This window comes from Bacillus sp. FSL M8-0025 (assembly GCF_037975475.1).
In the GTDB taxonomy this organism is placed as follows: Bacteria; Bacillota; Bacilli; order Bacillales; family Bacillaceae; genus Bacillus; species Bacillus subtilis.
Window position 1 is genome coordinate 2,737,917 of record NZ_CP150258.1, and the last position, 24,432, is coordinate 2,762,348.

Sequence of the window (24,432 nt, forward strand, 5' to 3'; positions counted from 1 at the left end):
TCTTATTTACGCTTAAAAGCGCCGCCTTTGCCTCTTCTGAGTGTTTGCCTGTCTTGCCCCATCATTTGCCGCCAAAACCGCTCAGAACGCTCCTGCGCGTTTTTATTGGGCTTTTTCTTTTCCTGTTTCATGTCATCCCTCCGCTCAAATAAAAAACGGACACCAAACAAACAGCTAATGCTGTAAGTTCAGTGTCCGCAGGCTTTCCGTCTTGGACCTATATAATTTTGTATAGTATCTCCTTACCAATCATTCCGTCGATCTTCAATGACTTTGTATTGTTCTTCTGTTAATGCGATGTGTACTGGCTCATAATACTTTTTAATGTCCGAAGCATCTGGTCCGAATTTTAATTTCCCTAAAAATCTATAAAAATCCTCAACATCGCTATCATCAGATATACTTTTATCCTTCCTCACGATTACAAGAGCATCAGTAATGTCCTCTACACTTACATCCAATCTTTCATCTGACCAATCACCACAATCAGGTCCATCACATAAAAATCTTTTTTCTTTGTCTTTTGCTTCGAATACAATAGCTGGAATCATGACTCCGCGCCCTCCTTCTCTTCCGGCGGCCACCATCCACGAACCAAGTACCCACTGATAGCCGCGGTAACTGACACACAGTTTAATCTCAAACTCGGATTGTCGAAATAATACGCCAGAATTATTCCTATGGAATCGGCAACGGCCGACATTATGAGAAGCATCAATACTCTAAATGCAAATTTCACTCCGCGCCCTCCTTCTGACATGCGGAGCATAGAGTTTCAAAGCCGTTCCCCTTCTCCGTGAATGTGTAATCATGGTGCAAAGCGCCATTCATATGCCCCTCCCACGATAACGGATGCCCTACATTTAAAACCTTCTCTTTGCCGCACTTGTCGCAAATAACAACCGTTTTGTATATAGTCTCAACCACTTCTTTATGAAATGCCATCACTCCGCACCCTCCAATAACTCAGGATTTTCATAAGGATTGCCGCCGATATCGCATTCATCCCAATCTATACAATCATCAAAATAAGTGTAATTTTTGGGGAATTTAAGCCCGAACCGACCATCTATATAAACAACGATCATCGGTTCATTATCTATCATGTCGATGTCGTATTCATAAATCATTTTTCCGTTCTTATCCTTCAACCCTGTGCCCCACATGAGAACCGACCCTTTTTCATGACTCCCTGTAATGAAATGTTGAAACCCGTAACTATCTTTACGCCACAAAGCCCACTGATCACCGATGATCCCCAAACTTATCCCTTCATCATCCCAATAATGCATCTGCTCGCCGTCCCAAACTCTGTATGCTGTGTTCATAGAAGCGAACCGTCCATGATAAGGACTTCAATTTCAGGGTTGTTGAAAGTCCCTGAAATATAGGTGTAAGACATCGGCTCTCCATCTTCACCCTTTGTTTGCGAATACTTAATAAGCGCATAGTCTCGTTCCACTTCTCGGATTTCATCGTCTTGAAAATTTTCGTAATCGTCCGTGTCAGAAATATACTCGTTGTAAATCCTTTCAGCATCCGCCTCGTCTTTCGCTTTGATAAGCGCGTAATATGGATCATTGATTTCATAGAATTTCATTGTTCTTCCTCCTTTAATTGTTTGGACGACTGAAATGATCGGGTTGTCTGTGTGGTTCATTCCGCTGCCCCCGGTATAACTTTTTTGATCAATTTCAAAGCGAGAGAAGCTATGTCTTTCACATCTGTTACGCGGAAACATTTTCTCTCTTCTGTATCGCACAGAGGAATTTTTATGGCTATGTTGGACTGTTCATAGATTTTATATGTGCTAGTTTTTCTATTGCACAATGCACATGGTTTACTTTCCGTTGATGAGATGCTCCCTATTTTCACGCTATTTCCTCCTCAACGCCCATGCTGCAGCCACAATGCGGGCAGCGTGCATCTGGGCGGATTATTATATCTAATTCGTTGTGACCACATTCAGGGCAGCTGTATTCGATCATGCTGTCATCCCCCTATTCCCAGCCGACTGCGATTGCAAAGAATAAAACCAAAACCATCGCCCCAATGAGCCAGCCATTCGTCTTATCACGCTTTGCAATGATTGTTTCATCACCGATCATTTTCAGATCGTCTGACTTTGCAACAAGCACCGGTATGTAATCTGGATGCACTTTCAAATATTCCGCCGCCTGCTCAACTGTCATCGCTTCGTCCTTCGTGGCTTTGACTGCCCGCTGAAGCTCAACTTGTAAAGGGATCATTCTGCAGCACCTTCTTTCCCAAGCGAATCCCAATCAAACGTTTCAAGAATTTTAAGCAACCGTTCAACTTTTGGTGCTCTCCAAGCTGTCATAGCGTACGTATGAACCTTTTTCGTATAGTGGTAATGATTTTGTTTTATGTGTTGTTTTGCCTCCGCTTTAGTTAGAAACATTGTATTTTGATAGATGTGATGAACCTCTGTTTCTGGTATCAGATCAGCGCCACTGTCAACATAATCATGTATCCAATCTAATGCGGAAACTTCACAATCTATATCTTCCATCGCTTCTAACGCTTCTGAAGACAATTCATCATTCTCCTTGATGTCTTTTAGATAACTTTCCAGTTCATAAGATTCGCCATCTTCAGGGATGTAAACAGAAAAGCGTTCCGCATTATCCTCTGAAGTCCGAATCCATTTATAATCCCCTACAGACCAAAATCGGGGTGCAGCTTGAGAGTCATGATCCTGTGTTCTCAATTCATTTTGAAGCTCTTTCAAAAATTGAATATCCTTGTTCATTTCACATCACCCTCCAATTCATTTTGGGCAACTGTTATCGCGAAATTGAGATTGGTAATGATCTTTTCTAATGCCTGTTTGTATCGTTTCCTATCCCCGCTTAAATGCTGAATGTCCTTTTGAGCCTGCCGGAACTGATGAACCGTTACTTCCTGCTGACGTTTGTTTTCCTCGATGATTTCCTGCTGCTTAACAGCTAGTTCAGCTTGCTCAATAAGCCAAGCAATTTCCTTTTGAGGAATGTATGTCAGTTTTTTTAAACGTTCAATTCTCTCTTTCATGTCGTTCCTCCCCCGCAGGGGAAAGCCCCTGCTATTTGAATTTGTGGCCGATCCTATAATCTAAACGAGACAGACCGCCCTTAATTGTTTGAATGATTGTTTCACCGTGTTCTGGGGCATCAAGGACATGTGCAGTGCCCTCGTTCCCATCTAAAATAAGAATCTGTATTTTGCCCGGCTTAATTGCCTGTTCAATTGTTATATCTTTGCTTAAATTAATTTCCTGTGGTTTGTTCACCTAGCGCGCCCCCTGTGCATGTGCTATGATAGAAGTACCAGTTCATATCAAAGCTCCGGGGCATACGCTTCGGTGCTTTTTTTGTGTGTTTAATAGTGATCCGGTTTCCATCCAGCCATTGTGAATGATGGCGATGGTTTCAATTCCTCCCGGTAGACGATCGGATGCTTTTTCACGTATTCGGCCAGCTGTTCCGGCGTCATCTTCCATTCTTCAACCGGTCCTGGCTTGTAAGGATTGATGCTTTGCTGTTCCATGGTATCTACCTCCTGAATTGATTTTGGGAATTTCCGTGCCGCCGAGTTTCTTGCAATCAGAACCCATTCGGCTGGCGCATGCCTTAAACTGAGAGCAACGTGTCATACAGGCCATGAGCTTATCTTCTTCCTGCACCCACAACGGCCGATCGTCTGCGATTACCACGTTTAACAGTGGACTTTCCCGCCTTTCTTTTCAGTTTTTTCAGCTCGTCCAGCTCGATGAAGCCGAGTGACTTATCCAGAGCCAGCACCTTAAGTGGCGTATCATAAAGCCGCTCATACAACTTGCGTTTGATGGCAAATTCCTTTGTTTCCACACCCTTGATGTCAATGATCTCTATACTGCCGTCCAAGTTATGAACCTCAAAGTCTGCAATATATTCAATCTTCCGAAAAGTTTTGCCGTTCTTTTTGAATGCCTCTTGCAGCAGGAACCGTGGCTGCAGCTTAAAATCCTTTATCTGCTTGCTCACCTTGAGCCATTTCAGCTGCTCATAGTATTTGGCTTCGGCAATGCTGTGGAACGTGATGCCGTCTACCTGTGTTTTTCTGGCGCCGTACTTATTTGCTGGCATGTTGTGCCTCCTGAAGCTTATTCTTTTGCTCTGCAATCTCCATTTCTGACATGCCGCAATCAGAACAACATTCATAGTCCGGTATCTGCAAATGCTCTTCTCCCGGCATGGTGCAGTAACTCATTTCCATGTGCTTATGTTCACAGGATTCCTGACGTTTTTTCTGTTCTTCCTCTCTGACAACCGGGCAATATTCTCTTTCGTGCAGCCTTGCTCCGTGCTTTGTCATCATTCGCTTTCCACAAAGTTCACACTGGTAAAGCGTCTGATTTTCTAACACTTTCATTCTCCTTACCTCCCGTCATTCTCTTCCCATTGCTGAATTTGCTTTTCCTTGTATGGCGCCGTGAGTATGATGGCTGGCAGCAGGATCACCACTTTAAGCACTGCGCATCAGCTCCATTTGTCTTATCTTTTCCTCAAGCACCCGAATAGCCGGTGTGAGGTCCTTGCCGCCCTTTTGTTCAGCAGGCCCGAACAAATACATTCCCATGGATCCATTAACGTTCGTTTTCTCCTTCAATCCCAATCACCCAATCTATGGTTTAATTCCATGCGGTTGCCCTGAATGATCACCGTGTAATACTTGCACATCTGGTAAATCCGTGATCCAAGCGCCTCGTCAACGTCTAGCAGTTCGTCCGTTGTGAGCTCAGAAGAGATCAGCAGAGGTTTATGGTTCAGGTAGCGATAATTCACAACTGACTGGATCTGTTCGGCTTGCCATTCGGTTGCCCTTGGTTTCCCGTCAACTGGCTTGAATAGGTCATCAATGAACAGCACATCTGCTTTTCTCATAGCGTTCAGCTTTGTTTCCAACTGGTCAAAGTCAGTTTTCAGATCACTCATGCCCTCAACGTAAGGGAAGTACAGACAGTGAGTCGATTTCTTCTTAATAAGATTGTTCATGATGGCCGTTAACAGATGGGTTTTGCCGCTGCCCGGCTGTCCCAGTAGCGCAATGCTATTGGCACGCTCTCCCTTAATCTTTTCAAAGTCTTTGAAGTATTCGACCGCACATTCATAGGCATCTTTGATCATTTGGGGCTTACCGTCTAATTTGAAGTTACCGAACAGAAGCTGCTCAAATTTCTCAGTAATTCCGCTGGCTGCCATGAGCTTCGCTATTTTCTTTTGTTTCACACACTCACATTGTTTCGAATACGTCGTTTTCCATTCCCGAGCCTTATCTGGCGTGCAAACCTTTCCCGCAAGATAATCTTCTTCAAGAACCATTTCATCAAGTGATAGGCTGTCCAATGGTTTGTGTTCTTTTCTCAGCCGCAGCTCAGTATCTTTGTGAACCCGGTAGATCACAACGCCGCGATCCTTGCAATCGGAACACTCATACTCAACCTTTTCTTCTGATGCGGCCCGTTCTGTTTCCCAGGAACGCGATCTTGCTTGAAGCCCCTTCATCATTGCTTGGAACGCTGTGTCTATACTGACTGCTTTGTTTATTGCCATACTGTTGTTTCTCCTTTCTCTTTTGGCTTAATGGGTTGGACAGGATCGCCTCAATGTAGTTCAAGCCAACGTTGCTGCCTTTATTTCTGAAAGCCTTTTTCATTGCCTCTATGACCTTCTCTTCGCCGTAATCATCCACCATGTAGCCGATTCTTTGCGCCTCAATGGAGCCGATAGAACGAGCGACCTTATTTTCAAATAGCTCAAAAGCATTTTTCATTTTGGGATCAACCTCCTGCGTTTCTTGGGGTACTGCTATCGGTTCGGGAACTGGCTTTTCAGATGGTTCCTGCTCCGATACAGGCGTTTCAAATGAGATCAGCCTGTATTGCCCTGCCTTTCTCCCCTGCGGCTTATATTCGATTCTCTTAAGATCAATCAGCATCTTTCTGTGTTTGATCAACGTGTTTTCGGAAATCTCAATCTTTGCTTGCAAAGTGGTGTTTGAAGTGGTGAACCACTCCCGCCACCCTGCCTTATTGTTGATGTGCAAGAGATGAAACCATAATGCTTGAGTTGTAGCAGACAACGGATTCGTTTCTAGCCAATTCATGAAGCCGTTCATTTCTTTCAGGTAGTTCATGGCTCACCTACTTCCTTTCACACAGTGCTGTCATTCCGCTGATGCGGACTAAACGCAAACCAGGTTCATTTGTTCTGAGATAGCCTTCAACATAAGCACGGAACAGCTGCGCGCGATTCGGCGCCCCTTCCGCTAGCCACTTGTAACAGAAGGGGATGCCGACCTTAATCAAATGGGAGGTCATCGTCGCTGATATCTACAGGCTTACCGTCAAAAGGGTCAGCATCCTGTGCGCTTGGTTTTTCATTTGGCTGTTCAGGCTCACTCAAAAGCTGATTTCCGCCTAAATCTAAAACATTATCGTCATATACGGATTGAGCTTCTGCTGTAATATCTTTTCTAACCGTCTCGTCTTGAGCTACTTGTTTTTGAATCTCAATACTGATCGGCAGATACTTCCACATTCTGCGAATAACTGTTTTCTTCGCCATTTCTTCATAGTCTGTTTGCCATGGCCCGTTATCTTTTGATTTGCTTCTCAAGCGAACATTTTCAATATCTTGTTTGCTGAATACATCGAATTGATAACCGCCGTCTTTAAAGTGAGCAACTGCATAAACATGAGTCATTTCGCCCCTGTGTCCCGTGCTCGGCTTATGAACCAGCTTAGGATGCAGCCCCAGTTCGTAGTCAAATTCGTCTTTTTCATAAACTGCATGAGCATATATGCTTTCGATATGTCCCGAACGCCTGGCGAGATCAATCATTCCTTTATAGCCGATTATGAATTGAACCTCTTTTACCCATTGATCCGGTGCCCCATTTTGCCCTTTGATCTTTTTGTTAAACGGTACAAAATAACAATGCCCAACCAATCCAGGTTCAAGTCCTAATTGAGCTGACTGCATGACTGCACCGAGCAATGAAGCTGGGGAACACTGCTGTAATCCCGGGTTGCTTCTAATAGTTGTTAAAGCAATTCTTGTGATCCGTTCAGGTGTGATATGTTCAGGTAAAGCCTTTTGAAGCTCCGGTTTCATATCATTGAGATAATCTGCTAACGTTTTAGGCTTATCCTCTTTTTGTACGCTATTCACTTTGTTTGCTAACTGATTGCGAACGTCGTCGTTTTTAGCCATTGTCTTTTAACTCCTTCACGCTGAATCTTCTATGAGTCGATACTTTACTGAATTTTTCAAAGAGCTCAGGGTGTTCAGCAGCAAATGCTTTTGTATCAAAACGGTTCGTCGTTACGGTTCTCCAAGTAACAAGCGCTTTTTCAGCATTGCCTACCTCATACTCCCCGAGCATTCCTTTTAATTGGTTCTCAGCTTCTTTGAGCCTTTCTTTGGCTTCTTTCTCCTCAGCCTTAGCTGATTTGTATTGCTCAATTAGCTTATTTGCCGCCAGAGGAAGCTCTGTTTCATCTTCGAATCCTACAGGGTACATATGCGTTAAAAGCTCAGCAGAAGCCTCAGAACCATCAAACATAGGAGGGATCTCATTCTCAATATGGTTTTTCCAAAAGTCCTGTTCAATTTGAAGCAGGTATGCAATGAGCTCTTCGTCTCGTTCAACCTTTTTGTAAACGAACTTGTTGCCGCCAATCAGAACAGCGATCCACCAAGCACTTAACCCGGTAACAGCCATATAATGCTGACATTGAACTAGATACGCGTCCGGTACCTCTTCGCCGTCCCATTCACCTTTTAGGTATTCTGATGCTGTTTTGCATTCCAGTCCTGCTCGTTCGCCGACTATTAATCTATCAACGTTCGCAAGCATAAACGGGTAATCAGGATGCTGTAAGATTGCTTTCCGCCGCCGCACCTTCTTGCCAGTCCTCTTTGAAAATTCACGGGCAACGGTTTCTTCGTGAATGTGCCCCCAATATGCTGCCTCACTGGTTATATGCTCTTGAGGTGCCTGGCCGAGCTTGTCCAGATAAACTGACATTGGCGTTTTCCACTTACTCAGCCCAGCAATTGCGGCAGCATCAGAACCCCCGATGCCAGCGCGCCGAGCCTCAAGCCATTGATCCTCCGTCATGTTGTCCGTAGGCATGTAAACTTGTGCAAGCATCAGAGTAGCCCCACCTTTCTTTTGTACTCTTCCGCGCCAAGCCGCTGCCATTCTCGGTAGTGATCCATTGAAGGGAAACTAAACTGCGCTTTACCGTTTTTGGCGAATACAATTGAACCGCCGACCTGTCTCAAACGTTGCTGATCCTCCGCACGTTCGCTGAATGCCACTTTTACTGCTTTAGCCATGTATAAAACCCCCATTGATTTTCTTGAGGCTATCTGGTAGAATATAGTTATATGAGTTTTCAGATAGCCTTTAATTAAGTCCACTTGCCAGAGTGGGCTTTTTTATTGCTCATTTTTAAATTCAAAACCAAGATGCTCCTTTAGGTACCGCTCAAGGTTTTCCCTCAAGATGACTTCACCCTCAGCACTATCTATCACGTAATCATCGAAAGGCGTTACTTCATCCCCGAAAAAATCCTTTTGTGTTTCCGGCTCAGTCAGCCCGTCATGCCAATTGTTCAGAATCATCGGGTTCTCGACTTCCATTTTCCTCAGCTCCTTCTTTTGCTTTAGCAAGTTCAGCAAGACTGTCGATTGCATTTTCTAAAGAGTAAAATTCCTTATGCAGAATGCTCACAGCTCCTTTGATATCTTCCTCTGAATAATTCGCGTTTTGGGCATGTCGCAAGAAGCTTGCAGCCAGCTCAAATTTTCTGAGATTCATCCCAAACACCTACTTATCACTGCCAAGTTGATGCCGCGCTGTTGCATTTTCATAACTGTTTCATGCAACCTCGCTTTATTCGCCAGTCGGCTGATATCCTCAGAAAGAACTTTGATACTTCCAGCTAGACTCGTAGCCTCTTCGTAATCTCCATCACGTAAAGCCTCTAACAACATGATTGAAAGCTCTTCCGCTGAGTTGATTTTTCTTGCAGCTGACTCTACATCCGACTTCAAAAATTGATTGGTTTTCATACTAATACCGCCTTCCTTTCTTCTTGTTTTGCCATTGCAACCCGATCCATTAATGCTTTACGCGTCCACCTATCGGCCAGCTCTTGCATGCTTAAGCCGTGACTCCGCACTAATGAGTAAATCAGCGTTTTATTTGCTGGGATCAGATCAAATATTTGTTTGATGTCTCCCATCGGTATATCATCTGTCCTTCCGGGTCGATCATTTGCCAGCCAACGTGCCAGATGTTTTGTCGCTTGCAATGCTTCTTCTAGCTGATGAATCATATTGATAACTGCACTGCTTGCACTCTCGTTTAACGCTGGATCAATAGGCGCCGCCGCTGTCGGATGAAGCTTAAACAAGAAATGCACTAGATCAATGTGTTCATAGGCTCCGCAAGCTTCAAACCACTTGATACACAGATCAGGCGTAAGAGGAAAAATACCGTTTTCCACATTGGAGACATACGATTGATCTCTATTCCCAATCACCTTGCCAATTTGATACTGCGACAATCCTGCCCTTTTGCGTTCTCGCCTGAGAATGCTTGGTAAATTGTCCATATTGTATGGATTGTTCGACATATGTTTGCCCCCTGATATATTTAGTTTTAACTGGTAAAATTTAAGTAATGAAGGAACTAGCTGGCTTGCTGTTTTTTCAGCTTATTGATGATGAAGGCTTGTCCCTTCGGAGTGATGCGCATTGTCAACCAAGACTTCGGCGTCCCGTTTACTTGACGCACCCCCTGTGCGATCTCAAAGAAACCTCGCTCGATGTATTCCTGGTATGGCTCATTCTTGTTGGCCATGATCATCTTCCATTCGCGCAGCTTCTGGAACAGTCGCTTTTCACCAATCATGATGCCGTTTTTCGAAGCAAGCTTCGCCAGTTCTCTCACAAGCAATGATTTTTCAGCCGCCATGCAACTCTGTGCAAAGTTGACAAGTGGTTCCTGAATCTTCAAAGTTTGTTCAAGTTGCTGCCGTTCTTCCTGCTCACTGATCCATCGCTTTGCCCGGCTGACTGGATCTTCGATCATGTAGGACGGCTGAGTCATTTTTTGAAGCTCGGCTTCCATCCGGTTAAATTCGGCAATGTATTTTTCTTTGAATAGCGCTGCTTTGGCGCCCGTGTAACCAAAAACCAAAAATGTGAGTCCGTCACGTTTTATCAAATATTTTTTCAATGCTCGCCCTGTTGGATCTTGATAATCACTCAACGAAAAATTTCGTTCAGTAAACTCTTTAGAGCAATTAAGCGTTTCAATGCTTTTTATTACATCAGCGTGTCGTTTTCCGAATACCTCAGCCACTGTCAGGCTGTCTGTTACGGCTTGGTTGCCTTCAATAAAAACAATTTGATTCATGCTGTTACCTCCTTGCTTGTCCACCAAAAAAAGGTGAAGCAGAATATTAAGCGTGAAGCCTTAATTCTTTTTTAGAAGTGAAGTACGGCTCAAGAGCTTTACGGAAGCACTCTTCTCTGTCCATCGTTCCGTAATATTCTTTGCCCATCTTGATGTTTGTTGTTTTTTTCTTAGTTTGTTTCGCCATGTGATCACCTCACGTCAGTGTATTCGTATTGGACGGTTGGACTAACCATGGATTTTTCTGTTTTGTAATCTATCAGCCTTTCACTTGTGGTAAAATCTTCAACGGGAAAGGTGGTGTAAATTTATGGCTACTCATGTATATGCTTGTCTTTGCGGTGAGTGGGTTAACTTGTCAAGTGACCCGGACTGCAAAATGGGTGATCGTATGACTTCTCCCAACATATGGTGGGAAGAAGATGCGAGAATTTTTAGCCCTATTAGTAAAGAACAAGAGCATACGATGTATCAGCAGGATTTTGTTCACATCAATTACAAAAATGCTGATTATCGTATTCACCCGATGTTCATTCAGATCAAGCATTCCTAAATTCACGTTTTAAGTTAATTTCTAATAGTTCTGAGTCGTCAAACTGCACTTTGGCGACTTTAGAACTGAACAACATATCTACATGTTGTTTGATCCGATTCCATTCAGACTGAGACATACCATTCAACAAATCGTTTAATTGATCTATCTTCTTTTGATTCATGTTTTCACTCCTATGCTGTGTGTGTTTCCAAATTACACATTATGTGACATTCATCGTCAAAAAAATATGTCCAATCGAAATCAAGAACACCTGCTATGCTTTTAGCAACTTGTGGCGTCGGATTCCGAGCTCCTGATTCAATCATTGCATATGTTGTTCGTGCAATTTTTGCTTCTTCCGCGACTTGTTTTTGAGTCATTTTGAGTTCTTGTCTAAGTTTTTCTAGCCATTGACGTTTTTGTTTAATATACATTTTCTCACCTCCGTGTCACGTATCGTGTAACCATATAATAATACACATACTGTGACTTGTAAAGAGGAAATTACACAATTTGCGAAATTAGTGTATTGTCACAAATTGTGACGTTATAATAATCAGGAAAGGAGCGTTTATTATGCTTGGTATGCGATTAAAAAAACTCCGTAAGTCAAAAAGCTTAGAATTAAATAAAGAAATTAAGCAAGAAGAAGTGGCAAAAAATATAGGAGTTGGCAGAACCACTTATGCGATGTATGAGCAGGATAAGCGCCAGCCTGATTATGAAACTTTAATTAAACTTGCTGATTATTATGAAGTCACAACAGATTTTCTCTTAAGAGGAGAAAGTCAGGAGGCTAAAGATAAAATCTTCAACGAAGAAGCAAGAAAGATTCTTGAAGATCCTGATACTCTCGTAGCTGCTGCTGATGGAAAGATAACAGCTTCAATTTTGGAAGCAGCTCAACGAATTATTGCTGAGCAATTAAAATCAGGTAGACAACCCGGAGATATAAAAAACGGGAACAAAAAATAACTACATAACGAACTCTTTATCTTTATTTATTATTATTGTTTAGTTTAGTTTAATTAATGCTGAACACTTCGCCTCAAAATTTGAGGTAAACCATTCAGTTGAAACCATTTCAACCTCAATTTTTGAGGTGATCCATGAGGTTATTTCTGCATTCAACCGCAAATTTTGAGGTAAAACATTCAGGGTTTTTCACTCAGATTTTAGAGAGAAAAAGTAAAAAAATCCTTTATTTAGACGATACAAAGAAAGAGATTGCACTTCATTATAAAAGGGGAAATTACAATTGAAAAAATGGTTATTAGGTATTGGAGCATTGACTCTTAGTTTTTCTTTAGCTGCATGTAGTTCTGACTCTTCAAGTAGTAATGAAAAATCTTCTTCAAGCAAGACAAGCTCACTTAGTGCTGAGGACCAGTTTAAAAAAGATGCAAAATCATATGCCTATGCAAAAGTAAATAGCGCCGGCATTAAGAAAGGGACAAAAATTGTCATTGAAGGCGATGTTACTTATGCCGATAACGTCAATGATGATGGGGATACAGTTTCTAAAAATGTTGAGTTTACTGTAAGTAAAAATAGCGATGGATCTGAAGTTTACACAGTAAGCAATAAAAGCGCTGATAAGTTCAAACTAAACGATACGGTTAAAATTTATGGTACATATGAAGGCAGAGCTGAAGGAAGTGCCCTTCCTAAAGTGAAAGCCGTGTACGTCGATAAAATTGATAAAGAAAAAGAGCAAGCTAAACAAGATGCTGCACTAAAAGAACAGTTTGAAAAAACTGGCGAAGGTGATATTGAAGGACTGGGCCACGTTAAAGATATCGGCGTTGGATATAACGACGAAGTCGGAATTGACGGTAAAGACACTCCTATAAAACCTGTTACTATGGGCAGCATGAAGCTTTATATTAACAGTGTGGACGTTCTCGAAATTCAACCAGATGCTGATGCAAAATCACTTTATTTCAATGATCAAGATAAAGTTCGGGCTATTGTAGTCGATATGAAGGCCGAAAATACTTCTTCTAAGGACGTAACGTTTGACCCTAACCAAGCTGTTATTGTTACAAATACAGGAGAACAGCTTGAATCTGAAATGGGGTTAATGGGTGAAGTAGGCGGAGACTTCTTAGGGAAAGTTAAAAAAGAAGGCCAGGCATGGTGGATACTTAAAGATAATTCAAAAGATATCACTAGTTTGAAAATGATTATTTCTCCTCCAAGTGATGCAAAAACCTATGATGATTTAGGAAGCGAGAAAAGACTAGATTTTGATATCTTGAGTTTTGAAGAAGCTAAGAAAAAAGATTCAAATTAAATTGAGCCCCTAAAGGGGGCTTTTCTTTTCGCTAAAAAGGGAACATACGTTTGTTCACCTTCGACAAAATAGGTGATAAGATACAATAAAGTCCATGATAAAAGTCACATCTTTGGTTACTTAAGGGAGGTTTCATCTTTGAGATACACTAACAGCCATTTAGAAGATTGGATTGAACAGTTGTACAAAGACATCAACATTTTAAAGCCGCATGAGATTAATTTTGATAGGATTGCTCAGGCCTTGGACATCTTAATTGTTTACAATCCGGAAACGAGTTTTGCCTTGCGATTCAACGGCATGTATACAATTTCTTTAGATTCACGAAAGACACGACAGGAACAGTGGCTGGATTTTGCTCATGAGGTTTGCCATGATTTTAGACACATGAACGATGATAAGATCATGCCTGCTTCGTGGAAACGATATTTAGAGTACCAGGCCAATTATTTTGCTTATCACTTTTGTATACCTACTTTCATGCTCCGAGCAATGGACATCCCCCGTAATCTATACGACGCAGTTCAAGTCATTGCCGATGCCTTCAAGGTTCCAGAGTCATTTGCGATGACCCGCATCAATATGTACTTCAATAAAAAACGACTCATCATATAAAAAAAGAGCCTCTAAAGGGCTCTTAGTTTGCGACCAGTATGCATACCATTTGAAATATGGTTTCGAACGGTTTTCTCACTGATAAATAGCTCGCTTGCAATCTCCTTTGTTGTCTTATCTTGAACGAGCAATTCGAACACTTCTCTTTCTCTTTTCGTTAGCAGCGGCTTCGATTGAAATTCTTTCTCCTTCAAGTATTGTAACCCTCCTTGCTAAGGTGAGAGCGAATCAGAAACGAATGGGTTTTGATATAGTCGAGATATCATATGTAAGAAGGGCGCAGGAGGTGACGTTTACAAGATAATTAGTTTATCGTGTATGAAGAAGCGTTTCTTTCTCCTCATCCGTCCAGCTGACAGCCTTGCCGCTTTCCTTTGAGACTTGAACCATCACGACTGCCCCGGTGAAGCAGGGCTCGCCTTCGAGGTTTTCTCCGAGATAGTGCAAGGTAAGAGATGAACTGCCGACTGCGCTTGTTTTCACATAGATACGCAACTCTTCATAAGGCATGACTTGGCGCAAATAATCGCATTGCTGGCTTGCCACGACTGTCATGGTCTGTTTGTTTTCACTCATCATATTCAGCTTTTTAAAATAAGAAATCCGCGCCTCCTCAAAATATATAAAAGGGGTTACATTATTCATATGCCCAAACATGTCTGTCTCGGAAAATCTTACGGATACCTCATTGAAAAAAGAAAAGGATGTTTTCCATTCTTGAAACGGCATATCAATATAAGCGGGAAGCTTCATCTTTTTTCATCTCCTTATTGTTTAAAAAAACCTCTCCCATGCGGAAGAGGTTTTTTCTTCTTATACTCTGTCGCTTCCGAAGAAATTGCGGAACGCTTGTAAGTTTGTATCTCTATTCAAGGCTGCAATCGAAGTGGTAAGCGGAATCCCCTTTGGACAGGATTGAACACAGTTTTGCGAGTTGCCGCAATCTGCAAGGCCGCCTTCATCCATTAATGCTTCTAATCGTTCAGATTTATTCATGGCGCCTGTCGGATGTGCGTTAAACAGGCGGACTTGCGACATCGGTGCAGGCCCCATGAACTTCGATTTGCTGTTCACATTCGGGCAGGCTTCGAGGCAGACGCCGCATGTCATGCATTTTGATAATTCATATGCCCATTGACGGCGTTTTTCCGGCATTCTCGGCCCCGGTCCTAAATCGTACGTACCGTCAATCGGTATCCACGCTTTTACTTTTTTCAATGAATCAAACATTCTGCTGCGATCAACCTGCAAATCACGAACGACTGGGAATGTTTTCATTGGTTTTAAACGGATCGGCTGTTCAAGCTGGTCGATAAGCGCCGTACAAGACTGGCGGGGTTTTCCGTTTATGACCATTGAACATGCGCCGCATACTTCCTCAAGACAGTTCATATCCCATGTGACAGGGGTTGTCTTCTCACCTTTGACATTAACCGGATTCCGGCGGATTTCCATCAGAGCGGAAATGACGTTCAGATTCGGGCGGTATGGAATCTCAAATTCTTCATCGTAAGGCGTGCTGTCGGCTGTATCTTGACGTGTGATAATAAATCGTATGGTTTTTTGTTCACTCATGATTATTTCGCCACCTTCTTCTTCGAGTAATCCCGTTTCCGAGGCGTTATCAGTGATACATCGACATCCTGATACTCAAATTCCGGCGCTTCATACGGGCTTACATGTTTAGCCATTGTTGTTTTGAGCCATTCGTCATCATTACGTTCAGGATAATCCGGTTTATAATGGGCGCCCCGGCTTTCATTACGGTTGTATGCGCCAAGGGTAATCACCCTCGCAAGCTGAAGCATGTTCGAGAACTGGCGTGTGAACATCGCTCCCTGGTTGCTCCATTTTGTCGTGTCATTGATGTTGATCTTTTTGAAGCGCTCCATTAACTCCTGAATTTTGTCATCGGTTTTCAAAAGCTTGTCATTATGGCGGACAACCGTTACGTTCGCCGTCATCCACTCACCGAGCTCTTTGTGAAGAACATAGGCATTTTCGGTTCCGTCCATACTCATAATATCAGCCCATTTTTCTTCTTCTTTCTTAACGTGAGCGTCGAATAAAGATGAAGACATGTCTTCCGCTGAAGATTCTAAGCCGTTTACATATTTCACCGCATTCGGTCCGGCCACCATGCCTCCGTAAATCGCAGACAGCAGGGAGTTCGCTCCCAAGCGGTTGCCGCCGTGCATAGAATAATCACATTCCCCAGCCGCAAACAGTCCAGGGATGTTTGTCATTTGATCGTAATCCACCCATAAACCGCCCATAGAATAATGGACCGCAGGGAAGATTTTCATTGGAAGCTTACGCGGGTCGTCTCCCATGAATTTCTCATAAATCTCAATGATGCCGCCAAGCTTAATATCAAGCTCTTTCGGATCTTTATGAGACAGATCGAGATATACCATGTTTTCACCGTTAATGCCGAGCTTCTGGTTCACACACACATCAAATATTTCGCGTGTCGCAATATCACGCGGCACCAGGTTTCCGTATGCCGGATATTTTTCCTCCAGGAAATACCATGGTTTGCCGTCTTTATATGTCCACACGCGACCGCCTTCACCACGCGCTGATTCACTCATCAGTCTTAGTTTGTCATCGCCCGGTATGGCTGTCGGGTGGATTTGAATGAATTCTCCGTTTGCATAATACGCTCCCTGCTGATAAACGATTGATGCAGCAGATCCTGTATTAATCATGGAGTTCGTTGATTTTCCAAAAATGATTCCCGGTCCGCCCGTCGCCATAATGACAGCGTCTGAACGGAAAGATTCAATTTGCATGTTTGTCAGGTTTTGCGCAACAATTCCGCGGCAGGTTCTGTCATCATCTAAAACAGCGCCAAGGAATTCCCAGCCTTCGTATTTTGTGACCAGACCCGCAACTTCGTATCTGCGCACTTGCTCGTCCAGTGCATAAAGCAGCTGCTGTCCCGTCGTCGCACCCGCATAAGCCGTTCTGTGATGCTGTGTACCCCCGAATCGACGGAAATCAAGCAGGCCTTCAGGCGTCCGGTTAAACATAACACCCATCCGGTCTAATAAGTGGATGATCGAAGGCGCCGCTTCACACATCGCCTTGACCGGCGGCTGGTTGGCAAGAAAGTCTCCCCCGTATACCGTGTCATCAAAATGTTCCCACGGAGAGTCACCTTCCCCTTTTGTATTGACCGCTCCGTTTATGCCGCCTTGCGCACAAACTGAATGAGAACGTTTGACAGGAACGATGGAAAACAATTTAACCGCCATTCCTGATTCCGCTGCTTTAATTGTCGCCATGAGGCCGGCAAGACCCCCGCCGACTACGATAATGCTTGATTGACTCATGATAGCCCCTCTCCCTCTAGTAATCTAGTACTCTTAAACAAATGCAAAAATCGCTTTTAAGCCTACGTATGACAGTGCAACAAAAATAATCAGCGTAACGTATGTCGAAATTCTTTGAGAACGAGGCGTTACCGTGATGCCCCATGTAACAGCGAAAGACCATAAACCGTTCGAGAAGTGGAAAATTGTTGATAAAACACCGACAATGTAAAAACCAAGCATAGCCGGAGAGCTCAAAATATTCGCCATCATGTCGAAATTGACCTCAGCACCCATTTGTGCTGCAATGCGGGTTTCCCACACGTGCCAGCTGACGAAAATGAGGGTGATGATACCGGTTACACGCTGCAGGACGAATAGCCAGTTTCTCATGTAGCTGTATTGGCCTGCGTTATTTTTCGCAGTAAACGCTATGTACACACCATAAACTGCATGATAAATTAATGGTAAGAAGATAATAAAAATTTCCAAGGCATACCTGAAAGGCAGACTATCCATAAAATGAGCAGCGCTATTGAATGCTTCAGCGCCCCTTGCGGCAAACTGGTTGACGACTAAATGCTGAATAAGAAAGATGCCGACCGGTATGACGCCAAGCAAGGAATGCAATCTTCGAAAATAAAACTCTCTGTTCCCAGACATTACTTTACCCCCTGTTTGATAAGTGCGAAATGTGCTAAATCTCTTCCCCCACTTCTTTCAATTGTAAGCACTTTATTAAGATTTATTGACAATTTCATTTTACTCCTCCCTCAAAAGGGCGTCAAGAAAACGCGTACATAAATTATAATTTTCCGAATTGATTAGTTGATTGAAAAATTTTATTTTATCAATATATATTTCTTGCTTAATTTTTCATAAGAATTACAGGATCATTCTGTAATCCTCCCCCCTGTTTGAGCTATAATATACGCAGGAGAGAGGGGAGACAGATATGAAGTCTAAATTTGAAGCATCTATTGACAACCTAAAAGAAATTGAAATGAACGCCTATGCCTACGAACTAATACGAGAGATCGTTCTCCCAGATATGCTTGGCCAAGATTACTCTTCCATGATGTATTGGGCAGGAAAACATCTCGCCCGTAAGTTTCCTCTTGAATCATGGGAGGAATTTCCGGCCTTCTTTGAAGAAGCGGGCTGGGGAACCCTCACCAACGTAAGCGCTAAAAAACAGGAGCTTGAATTTGAACTTGAAGGGCCGATCATTTCCAACCGGCTTAAACATCAGAAAGAACCTTGCTTTCAGCTGGAGGCTGGTTTTATCGCTGAACAAATTCAATTGATGAATGATCAGATTGCCGAATCATATGAACAAGTGAAAAAGAGAGCCGATAAAGTGGTTCTGACTGTGAAATGGGATATGAAAGACCCAGTGTAATCAAAAAGGCGGTGACTGCATAGTCCCGCCTTTTTGATTGTCATTACACAGCTGAAGGGTGTTTTGAAAGCTCAAATGCATCGTGAAGCGACTCGACTGCTTTCACCATGTCATTTTCGCTTACGACTGTTGACACTTTGATTTCAGATGTGCTGACCATTTTGATTAAAATGTTTTTTTGCGCCAGTACAGCAAACATTTCAGCCGCTACACCGGGATTTGAGACCATGCCGGATCCAACAATGGATACTTTAGCCAATTTGCTTTCTGTCTCGATTTTCTCAAATTCCAGCGCGTCTTTATACTCTTCAAGCACTGCAACGGTTTGGTCTGCATCTTCTGTTTTGACAGAGAAGGAAATTCCAGTCTTGTCCTCGGCCTGCGTTTGGATAATGATATCCACGTTTATGTTTCTTTTGGCAAGTGTCGTAAAAATAGTAGACAAAGTTGTCAGGCCGCTAGTCAGCCCGTAAATGGTTACTCTTGTGATTTGATCTTCAAATGCAATGCCTCTGACAATTAAATTCTGTTCCATGGATGATTCCTCCTCAATTAATGTTCCCGCTTCGGTTTCTGTACTTGAACGCACTTCTAACGGCACTTGGTAATTTTTCGCGAACTCAACTGCTCTTGGATGAAGAACGCCGGCGCCTAAATTGGCAAGCTCAAGCATTTCATCGTATGAGATGCCCGCAAGTTTTCTCGCTGATTTCACATAGCGCGGATCGGTTGTAAACACGCCTGGCACGTCTGTGTATATGTCACATTTATCAGCTTTTAAAGCGGCAGCCAAAGCAACTGCTGTTGTATCTGAACCGCCCCGGCCCAATGTCGTAATTTCACAATCCTCTGTCATGCCTTGGAATCCTGCAACAATGACAATTTTTCCCTTTTCAAGCTGGTCTGCTAAAACCGATGTGTCGATATCTGTAATTCTGGCGTTTCCGTGAATGGCCTCCGTACGGATTCCCGCCTGCCAGCCAGTATAAGACACAGCGTCATAGCCTTTTTCCTGCAATGCCATTGAAAGGAGTGAAATCGTGACCTGCTCGCCTGTCGCCAGCAGCATATCCATTTCGCGTTTGCTCGGCTGGTCAGAAATAGCTTTTGCAAGGCTGACCAATTCGTCAGTGGATTTTCCCATTGCTGAAACGACGACAACGACTTGATGGCCTTTCTGTTTTTCTGCAATTGCGCGGTTTGCCGCATTTTGAATTTTTTCGACTGAGCCGACGGAAGTGCCTCCGAATTTTTGTACAATAAGACCCATGTATTACCACCCTTTACATTTTGGTTCGTGCGGGTGAGGAGAAAGAGCGCTTTGTCCACAATAAAAAAAGCAATGAGAGGAATACTCTCATTGCTTATCAATTAATCATCATAAATGATTATGAACAACGAGATAGCCCTCCAAGAAAATGATTTCTTGACAGCCTTACATTTATTCAATGCACGGCCAGCAAATAATACCGATGGGGTTTTATTTGCTTCGGCGACGCTCCCCTTTCAGCCTTTTTCACAGAATCCATCTTTCTCCAAAGGCATACTCTTGAAGTTCGCACCTCTATCTTCACCATATAACACGATCTAACTATGAAATTAGTTCACATTTTATCAGATCTTATTTAAAAGGACAACATTATTTTTGCAATTTGTCGTAAAGGAGCTGAGCCGCCGCTGCGGGAACACCGGCTTTTTTGATGTCCTCAAGGCTTGCTTCCTTCATTTTTTTAACGGAACCGAAATGCTTTAACAGCATTTTCTTTCTTTTCTCTCCGATACCCGGGATGTCGTCCAAAACGGATTGAAACGCGCTTTTTCCGCGGATTTGCCTGTGAAAACTGATTGCAAAACGGTGCACCTCGTCCTGAATGCGCTGCAGGAGATAAAATTCCTGGCTGTTTCGTTCCAGATACACCACCTCCAGCGGCTCACCGATCAGTAAATTTGAGGTTCTGTGTTTTTCATCTTTCGCTAAACCAGCGATCGGGATATCCAAGCCGAGTTCATTTTCAATGACATCCCTTGCTGCGTTGATCTGTCCTTTTCCTCCGTCAATGATGATCAGATCGGGCAGCGGCAGATTCTCACGAAGCACTCTCGTATAGCGTCTTCTGACAACCTCTCTCATAGAACCGTAATCATCCGGTCCTGTAACAGTTTTGATTTTATATTTGCGGTATTCCTTTTTGTATGGTTTGCCATCGATAAACACAATCATCGCGGAAACCGGGTTTGTCCCCTGTATGTTTGAGTTATCAAACGCTTCAATTCTGTGCGGCGTATAAATATTTAATGCCTCACCTAGTTTCTGCACAGCCCCGATTGAACGCTCCTCGTCGCGTTCGATTAAAGAGAATTTTTCTTTCAATGCGATTTTCGCATTTTTATGGGCAAGCATGAGCAGTTCTTTTTTCGGGCCTTTTTTCGGCTGGTGAACGTTTGTTTCCAGCAGCTGCTCGATCATGGATTGATCTACGCTGTCCGGAACTAAAATCTCCTTCGGAAGGAAGTGGTTGTTTTTTGAATAGAACTGCCCGATGAACGTGAGGAACTCTTCATCTGCTTCCTGATAAAGCGGGAACATGCTGACATCGCGTTCAATGAGCTTCCCTTGGCGGATGAAAAAGACCTGCACGCACATCCAGCCCTTATCGTACGCGTACGCGAATACATCACGGTCGACTAGATCGTTCATCGTCATTTTTTGTTTTTCCATTGTTGATTCAATATGGGCCATTTGGTCACGAAGCTCTTTTGCTCGTTCAAACTCAAGATTCTCAGCAGCTTCATGCATTTTCTCTTCAAGCTCTTTTTTGACCTCATTATAGCCGCCCCTTAAGAAACGTGTAATGCTTTCAACCAGCTCTCTGTTCGTCTCTTCGGAAATATCCTTTACGCACGGAGCGAGGCATTGGCCCAGATGATAGTAAAGGCACACTCTGTCCGGGAGCTTGGAGCATTTTCTGAGTGGATACAGACGGTCGAGCAGTTTTTTTGTTTCCCTTGCTGCCTGTACATTCGGATATGGCCCGAAATAGCGCCCTTTGTCTTTTTTGACATTGCGGGTGACAATCAGCCTTGGGTGGCGTTCATGGGTGAGTTTTATGAAAGGATAGGTTTTGTCATCTTTGAGCATGACGTTGTATTTCGGATCATGCTTTTTGATCAGATTCATTTCTAAAATAAGCGCTTCAAGATTGGAGGACGTCACGATATATTCAAAATCCTCGATTTCCGTCACAAGCCTTTGGGTTTTCGCGTCGTGAGAACCGGTGAAGTAGGAGCGCACTCTGTTTTTCAGCACTTTTGCTTTCCCTACGTAGATCACAGTCTGCTGCCGGTCCTTCATAAGATAACAACCCGGTTGATCAGGAAGGAGGGCGAGTTTTTCTTTCAGTTGTTTGTTCATATGTTACCCTTCCTTATGTTTAATCCTTTATTTCCAGTTTAACACGAACGTTTGTTTTTCTCTATAATTCACAATTGGCGAATAAAAAAAGCGATCCCTCAATCGGAATCGCTCTGGCATGTAAGCAGCGGAAAATTAAAGATGTTTGTTTACAAGCTCTTGAAGCGCTTCTTTTGGTTTGAAGCCGACTGAAGTTTCAACTACTTCGCCGTCTTTTAACACAAGAAGAGTCGGGATGCTCATAACGCCGTATTTTCCGGCAGTTTCTTGGTTTTCGTCTACATCGATTTTTACGATTTTCAGTTTGTCTCCCATTTCTTGATCCAATTCTTCAAGAACAGGTGCAATCATTTTACAAGGTCCGCACCAAGGAGCCCAGAAGTCTGCCAGTACGACGCCTTCGCTTGTTTCAGCTGAGAAAGATTGATCAGTTGCTTTTACGATAGCCATTATTGAATTCCTCCAATGTGAAATGATGATTTTTAGTATAGCATCTCCCATTCGTTCACGCTATTTTAATGCTTACAAATTATTTTTTCCTGATCACAGCCGGTTTACTCATTTTTATATGGTTGAATGGGATATGCTCTTTTTTTAAAACACAAATCTGATAATGGCCCCGATCACTACAATTGCCCCAATAATCATTAAAATGGTACGAAGCATAAGATCACATCTCCTCTTCACTGTCATGTACTTTACCATGCCCTGCCGGAGCTGTTTTAAAACCTGAAAAAGAGCGCCGGCATGAAGCTCCGGCGCTCTTGCGCGATTAAGAATCGGCACGCAGCGTAAGTAAGACGACTGACATTGGCGGGAGTTTTACTTTCAGTTTGTTTTTGCTGAGCGTGTATTGTCTGAAGGATTCCGGTTTGACATGATGAGGATCGTCAAACGTGTTATGCGCATTCATTTTTTCTGCCGTGAGAATGACTCCGGAATGGTCCGCTGCCTTGTGTAGGCCCCTCAGCTCGATTTCCGCCTCCGCTTTGTTTTGGTGATCGATGTTGCAAATAGTGATATTGATATCACCTTCAGCTTGTTTCGACGCTGAAATGCTGATTTGCGGAAGCGTTTCACCGTTCCATTCATAGTCGGCAGACATTGTCTCTGTGGCTAAAAGAGAAGCGTCCTGGTGCACCTTAAACATATTGAATACATGGTACGTCGGTGTCAAAAGCATCCGCTCTCCCTCAGTCAAAATCATCGCTTGAAGAACGTTGACCGTTTGGGCGATATTTGTCATTTGCACCCGGCGGCAATGCTGATGGAAGATGTGGAAATGAGAAGCCGCCACCAGCGCATCACGAATGGTATTTTGCTGATATAAGAAACCGGGATTCGTGCCTGGCTCGGGATCAAACCACGTGCCCCATTCATCAATAATCAGCCCGACCCGCTGCTCCGGATCGTACCGGTCCATAATCGTGCCGTGTTTTTGAATCAATTCATCGATGTATTTGGCTTTTTTCATCGTAATAAACCATTCATCTTCCGTGAATTCTGTGGCTGATCCTTTGCCCTTCCAGAAATCCCCCGGAATCGTGTAATAATGAAGACTCAACCCGTCCATCAGGCCAGCGGCTTTTTTCATAAGCACATCCGTCCAATTAAAATCATCCACATTTGCGCCGCCTGCAATTTTATAAATGTCATTCCCGCTGTAATTGCGGACATAAGTCTGAAAACGCCGGTACAGATCTGCGTAGTATTCGGGATGCATGTTGCCGCCGCAGCCCCAGTTTTCATTGCCCACGCCGAAATATTTCAGCTTCCAAGGCTCTTCTCTTCCATTTTGTTTTCTCCAGTCTGACATCGGCGTGCCTTCTTCAAATGTCATATACTCAATCCACTCCGCCATTTCCTGAACGGTTCCGCTTCCGACATTGCCGCAAATATATGGCTCGCATTCAAGCAGCTCGCAAAGCATCATAAATTCATGCGTTCCGAATTCATTTGATTCAATTGTACCGCCCCAGTGAGTGTTCAGCATTGTCTTACGGTCACCGACACCGTTTGCCCAATGGTATTCGTCCGCAAAACACCCGCCCGGCCACCTGAGGACAGGAATGTGCAGCTGTTTGAGCGCCTCCAGCACGTCCTTTCGTATCCCGTTGATATTGGGGATGTCTGAGTCCGTTCCAACCCAGATCCCCTCATAAATCCCTCTTCCTAAATGCTCAGCAAAATGACCGTATATATTTTTGTTAATGGTTCCTTTTACGATATCTGTTTGAATCACTGCTTGATGTTCAGACATGCCTCTGATCATTCCTTTCATACGGATATGAAAAGCACCACAGTCAAATATGTGATCTGTCTTTTGCCTGAGGAGTCAGCATGAATGTAAGCGCTTTTAAAGTAACCATATTATATATG

The 24,432-nt window shown here is 43.3% G+C and carries 40 protein-coding genes and 1 riboswitch; of the genes, 5 read left to right on the plus strand and 35 right to left on the minus strand.

From position 1 onward, the window contains the following. Positions 1 to 2: 2 nt before the first annotated feature. The 24 genes from MKX38_RS14170 to MKX38_RS14285 all read right to left on the minus strand — a co-directional run bounded on the left by MKX38_RS14170 (position 3) and on the right by MKX38_RS14285 (position 10,663). Positions 3 to 131, minus strand: a complete 129-nt coding sequence (locus tag MKX38_RS14170; protein WP_015715375.1) for a hypothetical protein — start codon at positions 129 to 131, stop codon at positions 3 to 5. Between the two features lie 111 nt (positions 132 to 242). Next, positions 243 to 551, minus strand: a complete 309-nt coding sequence (locus MKX38_RS14175; protein WP_339187508.1) for a hypothetical protein — start codon at positions 549 to 551, stop codon at positions 243 to 245. A 184-nt stretch (positions 552 to 735) separates the two neighbouring features. Then, positions 736 to 945: a hypothetical protein gene (locus tag MKX38_RS14180; RefSeq protein WP_339187511.1), complete on the minus strand. Its 210-nt coding sequence runs from the start codon at positions 943 to 945 to the stop codon at positions 736 to 738. Continuing rightward, on the minus strand, positions 945 to 1,328 hold the full coding sequence (locus tag MKX38_RS14185; RefSeq protein ID WP_339187513.1) for a YopX family protein: 384 nt from the start codon (positions 1,326 to 1,328) through the stop codon (positions 945 to 947). Before MKX38_RS14185 ends, MKX38_RS14180 begins: the two co-directional genes overlap by 1 nt. Beyond that, entirely contained in the window at positions 1,325 to 1,660 is a 336-nt protein-coding gene (locus tag MKX38_RS14190; RefSeq protein WP_164906408.1) for a hypothetical protein, read from the minus strand. Before MKX38_RS14190 ends, MKX38_RS14185 begins: the two co-directional genes overlap by 4 nt. Positions 1,661 to 2,000: 340 nt before the next feature. Next, entirely contained in the window at positions 2,001 to 2,249 is a 249-nt protein-coding gene (locus MKX38_RS14195) for a hypothetical protein (RefSeq protein ID WP_010330964.1), read from the minus strand. Beyond that, positions 2,246 to 2,752, minus strand: a complete 507-nt coding sequence (locus MKX38_RS14200; protein WP_339187516.1) for a hypothetical protein — start codon at positions 2,750 to 2,752, stop codon at positions 2,246 to 2,248. The genes MKX38_RS14195 and MKX38_RS14200 overlap by 4 nt, the downstream gene beginning before the upstream one ends. Before the next feature lie 17 nt (positions 2,753 to 2,769). Next, positions 2,770 to 3,054 (minus strand): hypothetical protein, encoded by a 285-nt coding sequence (locus MKX38_RS14205; protein ID WP_339187519.1) that lies wholly within the window; start codon positions 3,052 to 3,054, stop codon positions 2,770 to 2,772. Positions 3,055 to 3,085: 31 nt separating this feature from the next. Next, positions 3,086 to 3,292, minus strand: a complete 207-nt coding sequence (locus tag MKX38_RS14210; RefSeq protein WP_339187522.1) for an XtrA/YqaO family protein — start codon at positions 3,290 to 3,292, stop codon at positions 3,086 to 3,088. An 89-nt stretch (positions 3,293 to 3,381) separates the two neighbouring features. After that, the gene (locus MKX38_RS14215) at positions 3,382 to 3,549 is read right to left on the minus strand and encodes a hypothetical protein (protein ID WP_164906330.1); all 168 of its coding nucleotides are present in this window, start codon (positions 3,547 to 3,549) and stop codon (positions 3,382 to 3,384) included. Positions 3,550 to 3,668: 119 nt separating this feature from the next. After that, on the minus strand, positions 3,669 to 4,127 hold the full coding sequence (locus MKX38_RS14220; RefSeq protein ID WP_032722306.1) for a DUF1064 domain-containing protein: 459 nt from the start codon (positions 4,125 to 4,127) through the stop codon (positions 3,669 to 3,671). Further along, a complete protein-coding gene (locus MKX38_RS14225; protein WP_339187526.1) occupies positions 4,114 to 4,413 on the minus strand; it encodes a hypothetical protein in 300 nt (99 codons plus the stop codon). The genes MKX38_RS14220 and MKX38_RS14225 overlap by 14 nt, the downstream gene beginning before the upstream one ends. A 93-nt stretch (positions 4,414 to 4,506) precedes the next feature. Then, positions 4,507 to 4,620, minus strand: a complete 114-nt coding sequence (locus MKX38_RS14230) for a hypothetical protein (protein ID WP_339189440.1) — start codon at positions 4,618 to 4,620, stop codon at positions 4,507 to 4,509. Positions 4,621 to 4,646: 26 nt separating this feature from the next. Beyond that, positions 4,647 to 5,594 carry an ATP-binding protein gene (locus MKX38_RS14235; RefSeq protein WP_339187527.1) on the minus strand — a complete coding sequence of 316 codons (948 nt, stop codon included), beginning with the start codon at positions 5,592 to 5,594 and terminating at the stop codon, positions 4,647 to 4,649. Continuing rightward, a complete protein-coding gene (locus tag MKX38_RS14240; RefSeq protein ID WP_339187528.1) occupies positions 5,479 to 6,177 on the minus strand; it encodes a DnaD domain protein in 699 nt (232 codons plus the stop codon). Before MKX38_RS14240 ends, MKX38_RS14235 begins: the two co-directional genes overlap by 116 nt. A gap of 164 nt (positions 6,178 to 6,341) precedes the next feature. Next, on the minus strand, positions 6,342 to 7,256 hold the full coding sequence (recT, locus tag MKX38_RS14245; protein ID WP_339187530.1) for a recombination protein RecT: 915 nt from the start codon (positions 7,254 to 7,256) through the stop codon (positions 6,342 to 6,344). Beyond that, positions 7,249 to 8,199 (minus strand): YqaJ viral recombinase family protein, encoded by a 951-nt coding sequence (locus tag MKX38_RS14250; RefSeq protein WP_339187532.1) that lies wholly within the window; start codon positions 8,197 to 8,199, stop codon positions 7,249 to 7,251. Before MKX38_RS14250 ends, recT begins: the two co-directional genes overlap by 8 nt. Further along, positions 8,199 to 8,387 (minus strand): hypothetical protein, encoded by a 189-nt coding sequence (locus tag MKX38_RS14255; protein WP_017696664.1) that lies wholly within the window; start codon positions 8,385 to 8,387, stop codon positions 8,199 to 8,201. The genes MKX38_RS14250 and MKX38_RS14255 overlap by 1 nt, the downstream gene beginning before the upstream one ends. 102 nt (positions 8,388 to 8,489) lie before the next feature. After that, complete coding sequence (locus tag MKX38_RS14260; protein ID WP_041351361.1) at positions 8,490 to 8,693, minus strand: hypothetical protein; 204 nt, start codon at positions 8,691 to 8,693, stop codon at positions 8,490 to 8,492. Beyond that, positions 8,653 to 8,871, minus strand: coding sequence for a hypothetical protein (locus MKX38_RS14265; protein WP_339187535.1), 219 nt, complete (start codon positions 8,869 to 8,871; stop codon positions 8,653 to 8,655). The genes MKX38_RS14260 and MKX38_RS14265 overlap by 41 nt, the downstream gene beginning before the upstream one ends. After that, entirely contained in the window at positions 8,868 to 9,125 is a 258-nt protein-coding gene (locus MKX38_RS14270) for a YqaH family protein (RefSeq protein ID WP_339187538.1), read from the minus strand. The genes MKX38_RS14265 and MKX38_RS14270 overlap by 4 nt, the downstream gene beginning before the upstream one ends. Then, the gene (locus MKX38_RS14275) at positions 9,122 to 9,691 is read right to left on the minus strand and encodes a helix-turn-helix transcriptional regulator (RefSeq protein ID WP_043857004.1); all 570 of its coding nucleotides are present in this window, start codon (positions 9,689 to 9,691) and stop codon (positions 9,122 to 9,124) included. Before MKX38_RS14275 ends, MKX38_RS14270 begins: the two co-directional genes overlap by 4 nt. Positions 9,692 to 9,747: 56 nt before the next feature. Next, a complete protein-coding gene (locus MKX38_RS14280) occupies positions 9,748 to 10,476 on the minus strand; it encodes a phage regulatory protein/antirepressor Ant (protein ID WP_199680939.1) in 729 nt (242 codons plus the stop codon). Positions 10,477 to 10,522: 46 nt separating this feature from the next. Further along, complete coding sequence (locus tag MKX38_RS14285) at positions 10,523 to 10,663, minus strand: hypothetical protein (RefSeq protein ID WP_017696669.1); 141 nt, start codon at positions 10,661 to 10,663, stop codon at positions 10,523 to 10,525. 123 nt (positions 10,664 to 10,786) lie between these two features. Here MKX38_RS14285 and MKX38_RS14290 point away from each other — a divergent pair, with 123 nt between their 5' ends. Then, the gene (locus MKX38_RS14290) at positions 10,787 to 11,029 is read left to right on the plus strand and encodes a hypothetical protein (protein ID WP_257435909.1); all 243 of its coding nucleotides are present in this window, start codon (positions 10,787 to 10,789) and stop codon (positions 11,027 to 11,029) included. Here MKX38_RS14290 and MKX38_RS14295 read toward each other — a convergent pair. Beyond that, the gene (locus MKX38_RS14295; RefSeq protein ID WP_162835527.1) at positions 11,016 to 11,192 is read right to left on the minus strand and encodes a hypothetical protein; all 177 of its coding nucleotides are present in this window, start codon (positions 11,190 to 11,192) and stop codon (positions 11,016 to 11,018) included. The genes MKX38_RS14290 and MKX38_RS14295 overlap by 14 nt on opposite strands. A gap of 10 nt (positions 11,193 to 11,202) precedes the next feature. After that, positions 11,203 to 11,445, minus strand: coding sequence for a helix-turn-helix transcriptional regulator (locus MKX38_RS14300; RefSeq protein ID WP_339187543.1), 243 nt, complete (start codon positions 11,443 to 11,445; stop codon positions 11,203 to 11,205). Between the two features lie 142 nt (positions 11,446 to 11,587). Here MKX38_RS14300 and MKX38_RS14305 point away from each other — a divergent pair, with 142 nt between their 5' ends. The 3 genes from MKX38_RS14305 (at position 11,588) to MKX38_RS14315 (ending at position 13,922) form a co-directional block, all read left to right on the plus strand. Further along, on the plus strand, positions 11,588 to 11,986 hold the full coding sequence (locus MKX38_RS14305) for a helix-turn-helix domain-containing protein (protein WP_339187546.1): 399 nt from the start codon (positions 11,588 to 11,590) through the stop codon (positions 11,984 to 11,986). A gap of 283 nt (positions 11,987 to 12,269) precedes the next feature. Then, positions 12,270 to 13,307: a hypothetical protein gene (locus MKX38_RS14310; RefSeq protein WP_339187548.1), complete on the plus strand. Its 1,038-nt coding sequence runs from the start codon at positions 12,270 to 12,272 to the stop codon at positions 13,305 to 13,307. A 138-nt stretch (positions 13,308 to 13,445) separates the two neighbouring features. After that, positions 13,446 to 13,922, plus strand: a complete 477-nt coding sequence (locus tag MKX38_RS14315) for an ImmA/IrrE family metallo-endopeptidase (RefSeq protein WP_041351351.1) — start codon at positions 13,446 to 13,448, stop codon at positions 13,920 to 13,922. A gap of 11 nt (positions 13,923 to 13,933) precedes the next feature. Here the strand turns inward: MKX38_RS14315 and MKX38_RS14320 are convergent, their stop codons facing one another. From MKX38_RS14320 to sdhC, 5 genes are all read right to left on the minus strand, one after another. Then, complete coding sequence (locus tag MKX38_RS14320) at positions 13,934 to 14,116, minus strand: LuxR C-terminal-related transcriptional regulator (protein ID WP_032722321.1); 183 nt, start codon at positions 14,114 to 14,116, stop codon at positions 13,934 to 13,936. Positions 14,117 to 14,231: 115 nt separating this feature from the next. Next, positions 14,232 to 14,675 (minus strand): thioesterase family protein, encoded by a 444-nt coding sequence (locus tag MKX38_RS14325; RefSeq protein ID WP_015251520.1) that lies wholly within the window; start codon positions 14,673 to 14,675, stop codon positions 14,232 to 14,234. 60 nt (positions 14,676 to 14,735) lie between these two features. Further along, the gene (gene sdhB / locus MKX38_RS14330; RefSeq protein WP_003229569.1) at positions 14,736 to 15,497 is read right to left on the minus strand and encodes a succinate dehydrogenase iron-sulfur subunit; all 762 of its coding nucleotides are present in this window, start codon (positions 15,495 to 15,497) and stop codon (positions 14,736 to 14,738) included. Positions 15,498 to 15,499: 2 nt separating this feature from the next. Then, the gene (gene sdhA, locus MKX38_RS14335) at positions 15,500 to 17,260 is read right to left on the minus strand and encodes a succinate dehydrogenase flavoprotein subunit (RefSeq protein WP_003229567.1); all 1,761 of its coding nucleotides are present in this window, start codon (positions 17,258 to 17,260) and stop codon (positions 15,500 to 15,502) included. 33 nt (positions 17,261 to 17,293) lie between these two features. Continuing rightward, positions 17,294 to 17,902, minus strand: coding sequence for a succinate dehydrogenase cytochrome B558 (gene sdhC / locus MKX38_RS14340; protein WP_003222512.1), 609 nt, complete (start codon positions 17,900 to 17,902; stop codon positions 17,294 to 17,296). A 292-nt stretch (positions 17,903 to 18,194) separates the two neighbouring features. Here sdhC and MKX38_RS14345 point away from each other — a divergent pair, with 292 nt between their 5' ends. Further along, complete coding sequence (locus tag MKX38_RS14345; RefSeq protein ID WP_003222508.1) at positions 18,195 to 18,641, plus strand: YslB family protein; 447 nt, start codon at positions 18,195 to 18,197, stop codon at positions 18,639 to 18,641. A gap of 43 nt (positions 18,642 to 18,684) precedes the next feature. On the opposite strand, the gene MKX38_RS14350 is transcribed toward MKX38_RS14345, so the two are convergent. From MKX38_RS14350 to abfB, 4 genes are all read right to left on the minus strand, one after another. After that, on the minus strand, positions 18,685 to 19,911 hold the full coding sequence (locus tag MKX38_RS14350; RefSeq protein ID WP_024572581.1) for an aspartate kinase: 1,227 nt from the start codon (positions 19,909 to 19,911) through the stop codon (positions 18,685 to 18,687). Between the two features lie 125 nt (positions 19,912 to 20,036). Next, positions 20,037 to 20,216: riboswitch (Lysine riboswitch) on the minus strand. 64 nt (positions 20,217 to 20,280) lie between these two features. Beyond that, positions 20,281 to 22,053: an excinuclease ABC subunit UvrC gene (gene uvrC, locus MKX38_RS14355; RefSeq protein WP_032726341.1), complete on the minus strand. Its 1,773-nt coding sequence runs from the start codon at positions 22,051 to 22,053 to the stop codon at positions 20,281 to 20,283. A 135-nt stretch (positions 22,054 to 22,188) separates the two neighbouring features. Then, complete coding sequence (trxA, locus tag MKX38_RS14360; protein ID WP_003222500.1) at positions 22,189 to 22,503, minus strand: thioredoxin; 315 nt, start codon at positions 22,501 to 22,503, stop codon at positions 22,189 to 22,191. 322 nt (positions 22,504 to 22,825) lie between these two features. Continuing rightward, a complete protein-coding gene (gene abfB, locus MKX38_RS14365) occupies positions 22,826 to 24,313 on the minus strand; it encodes an alpha-L-arabinofuranosidase AbfB (protein WP_063335847.1) in 1,488 nt (495 codons plus the stop codon). Positions 24,314 to 24,432: the final 119 nt, after the last annotated feature.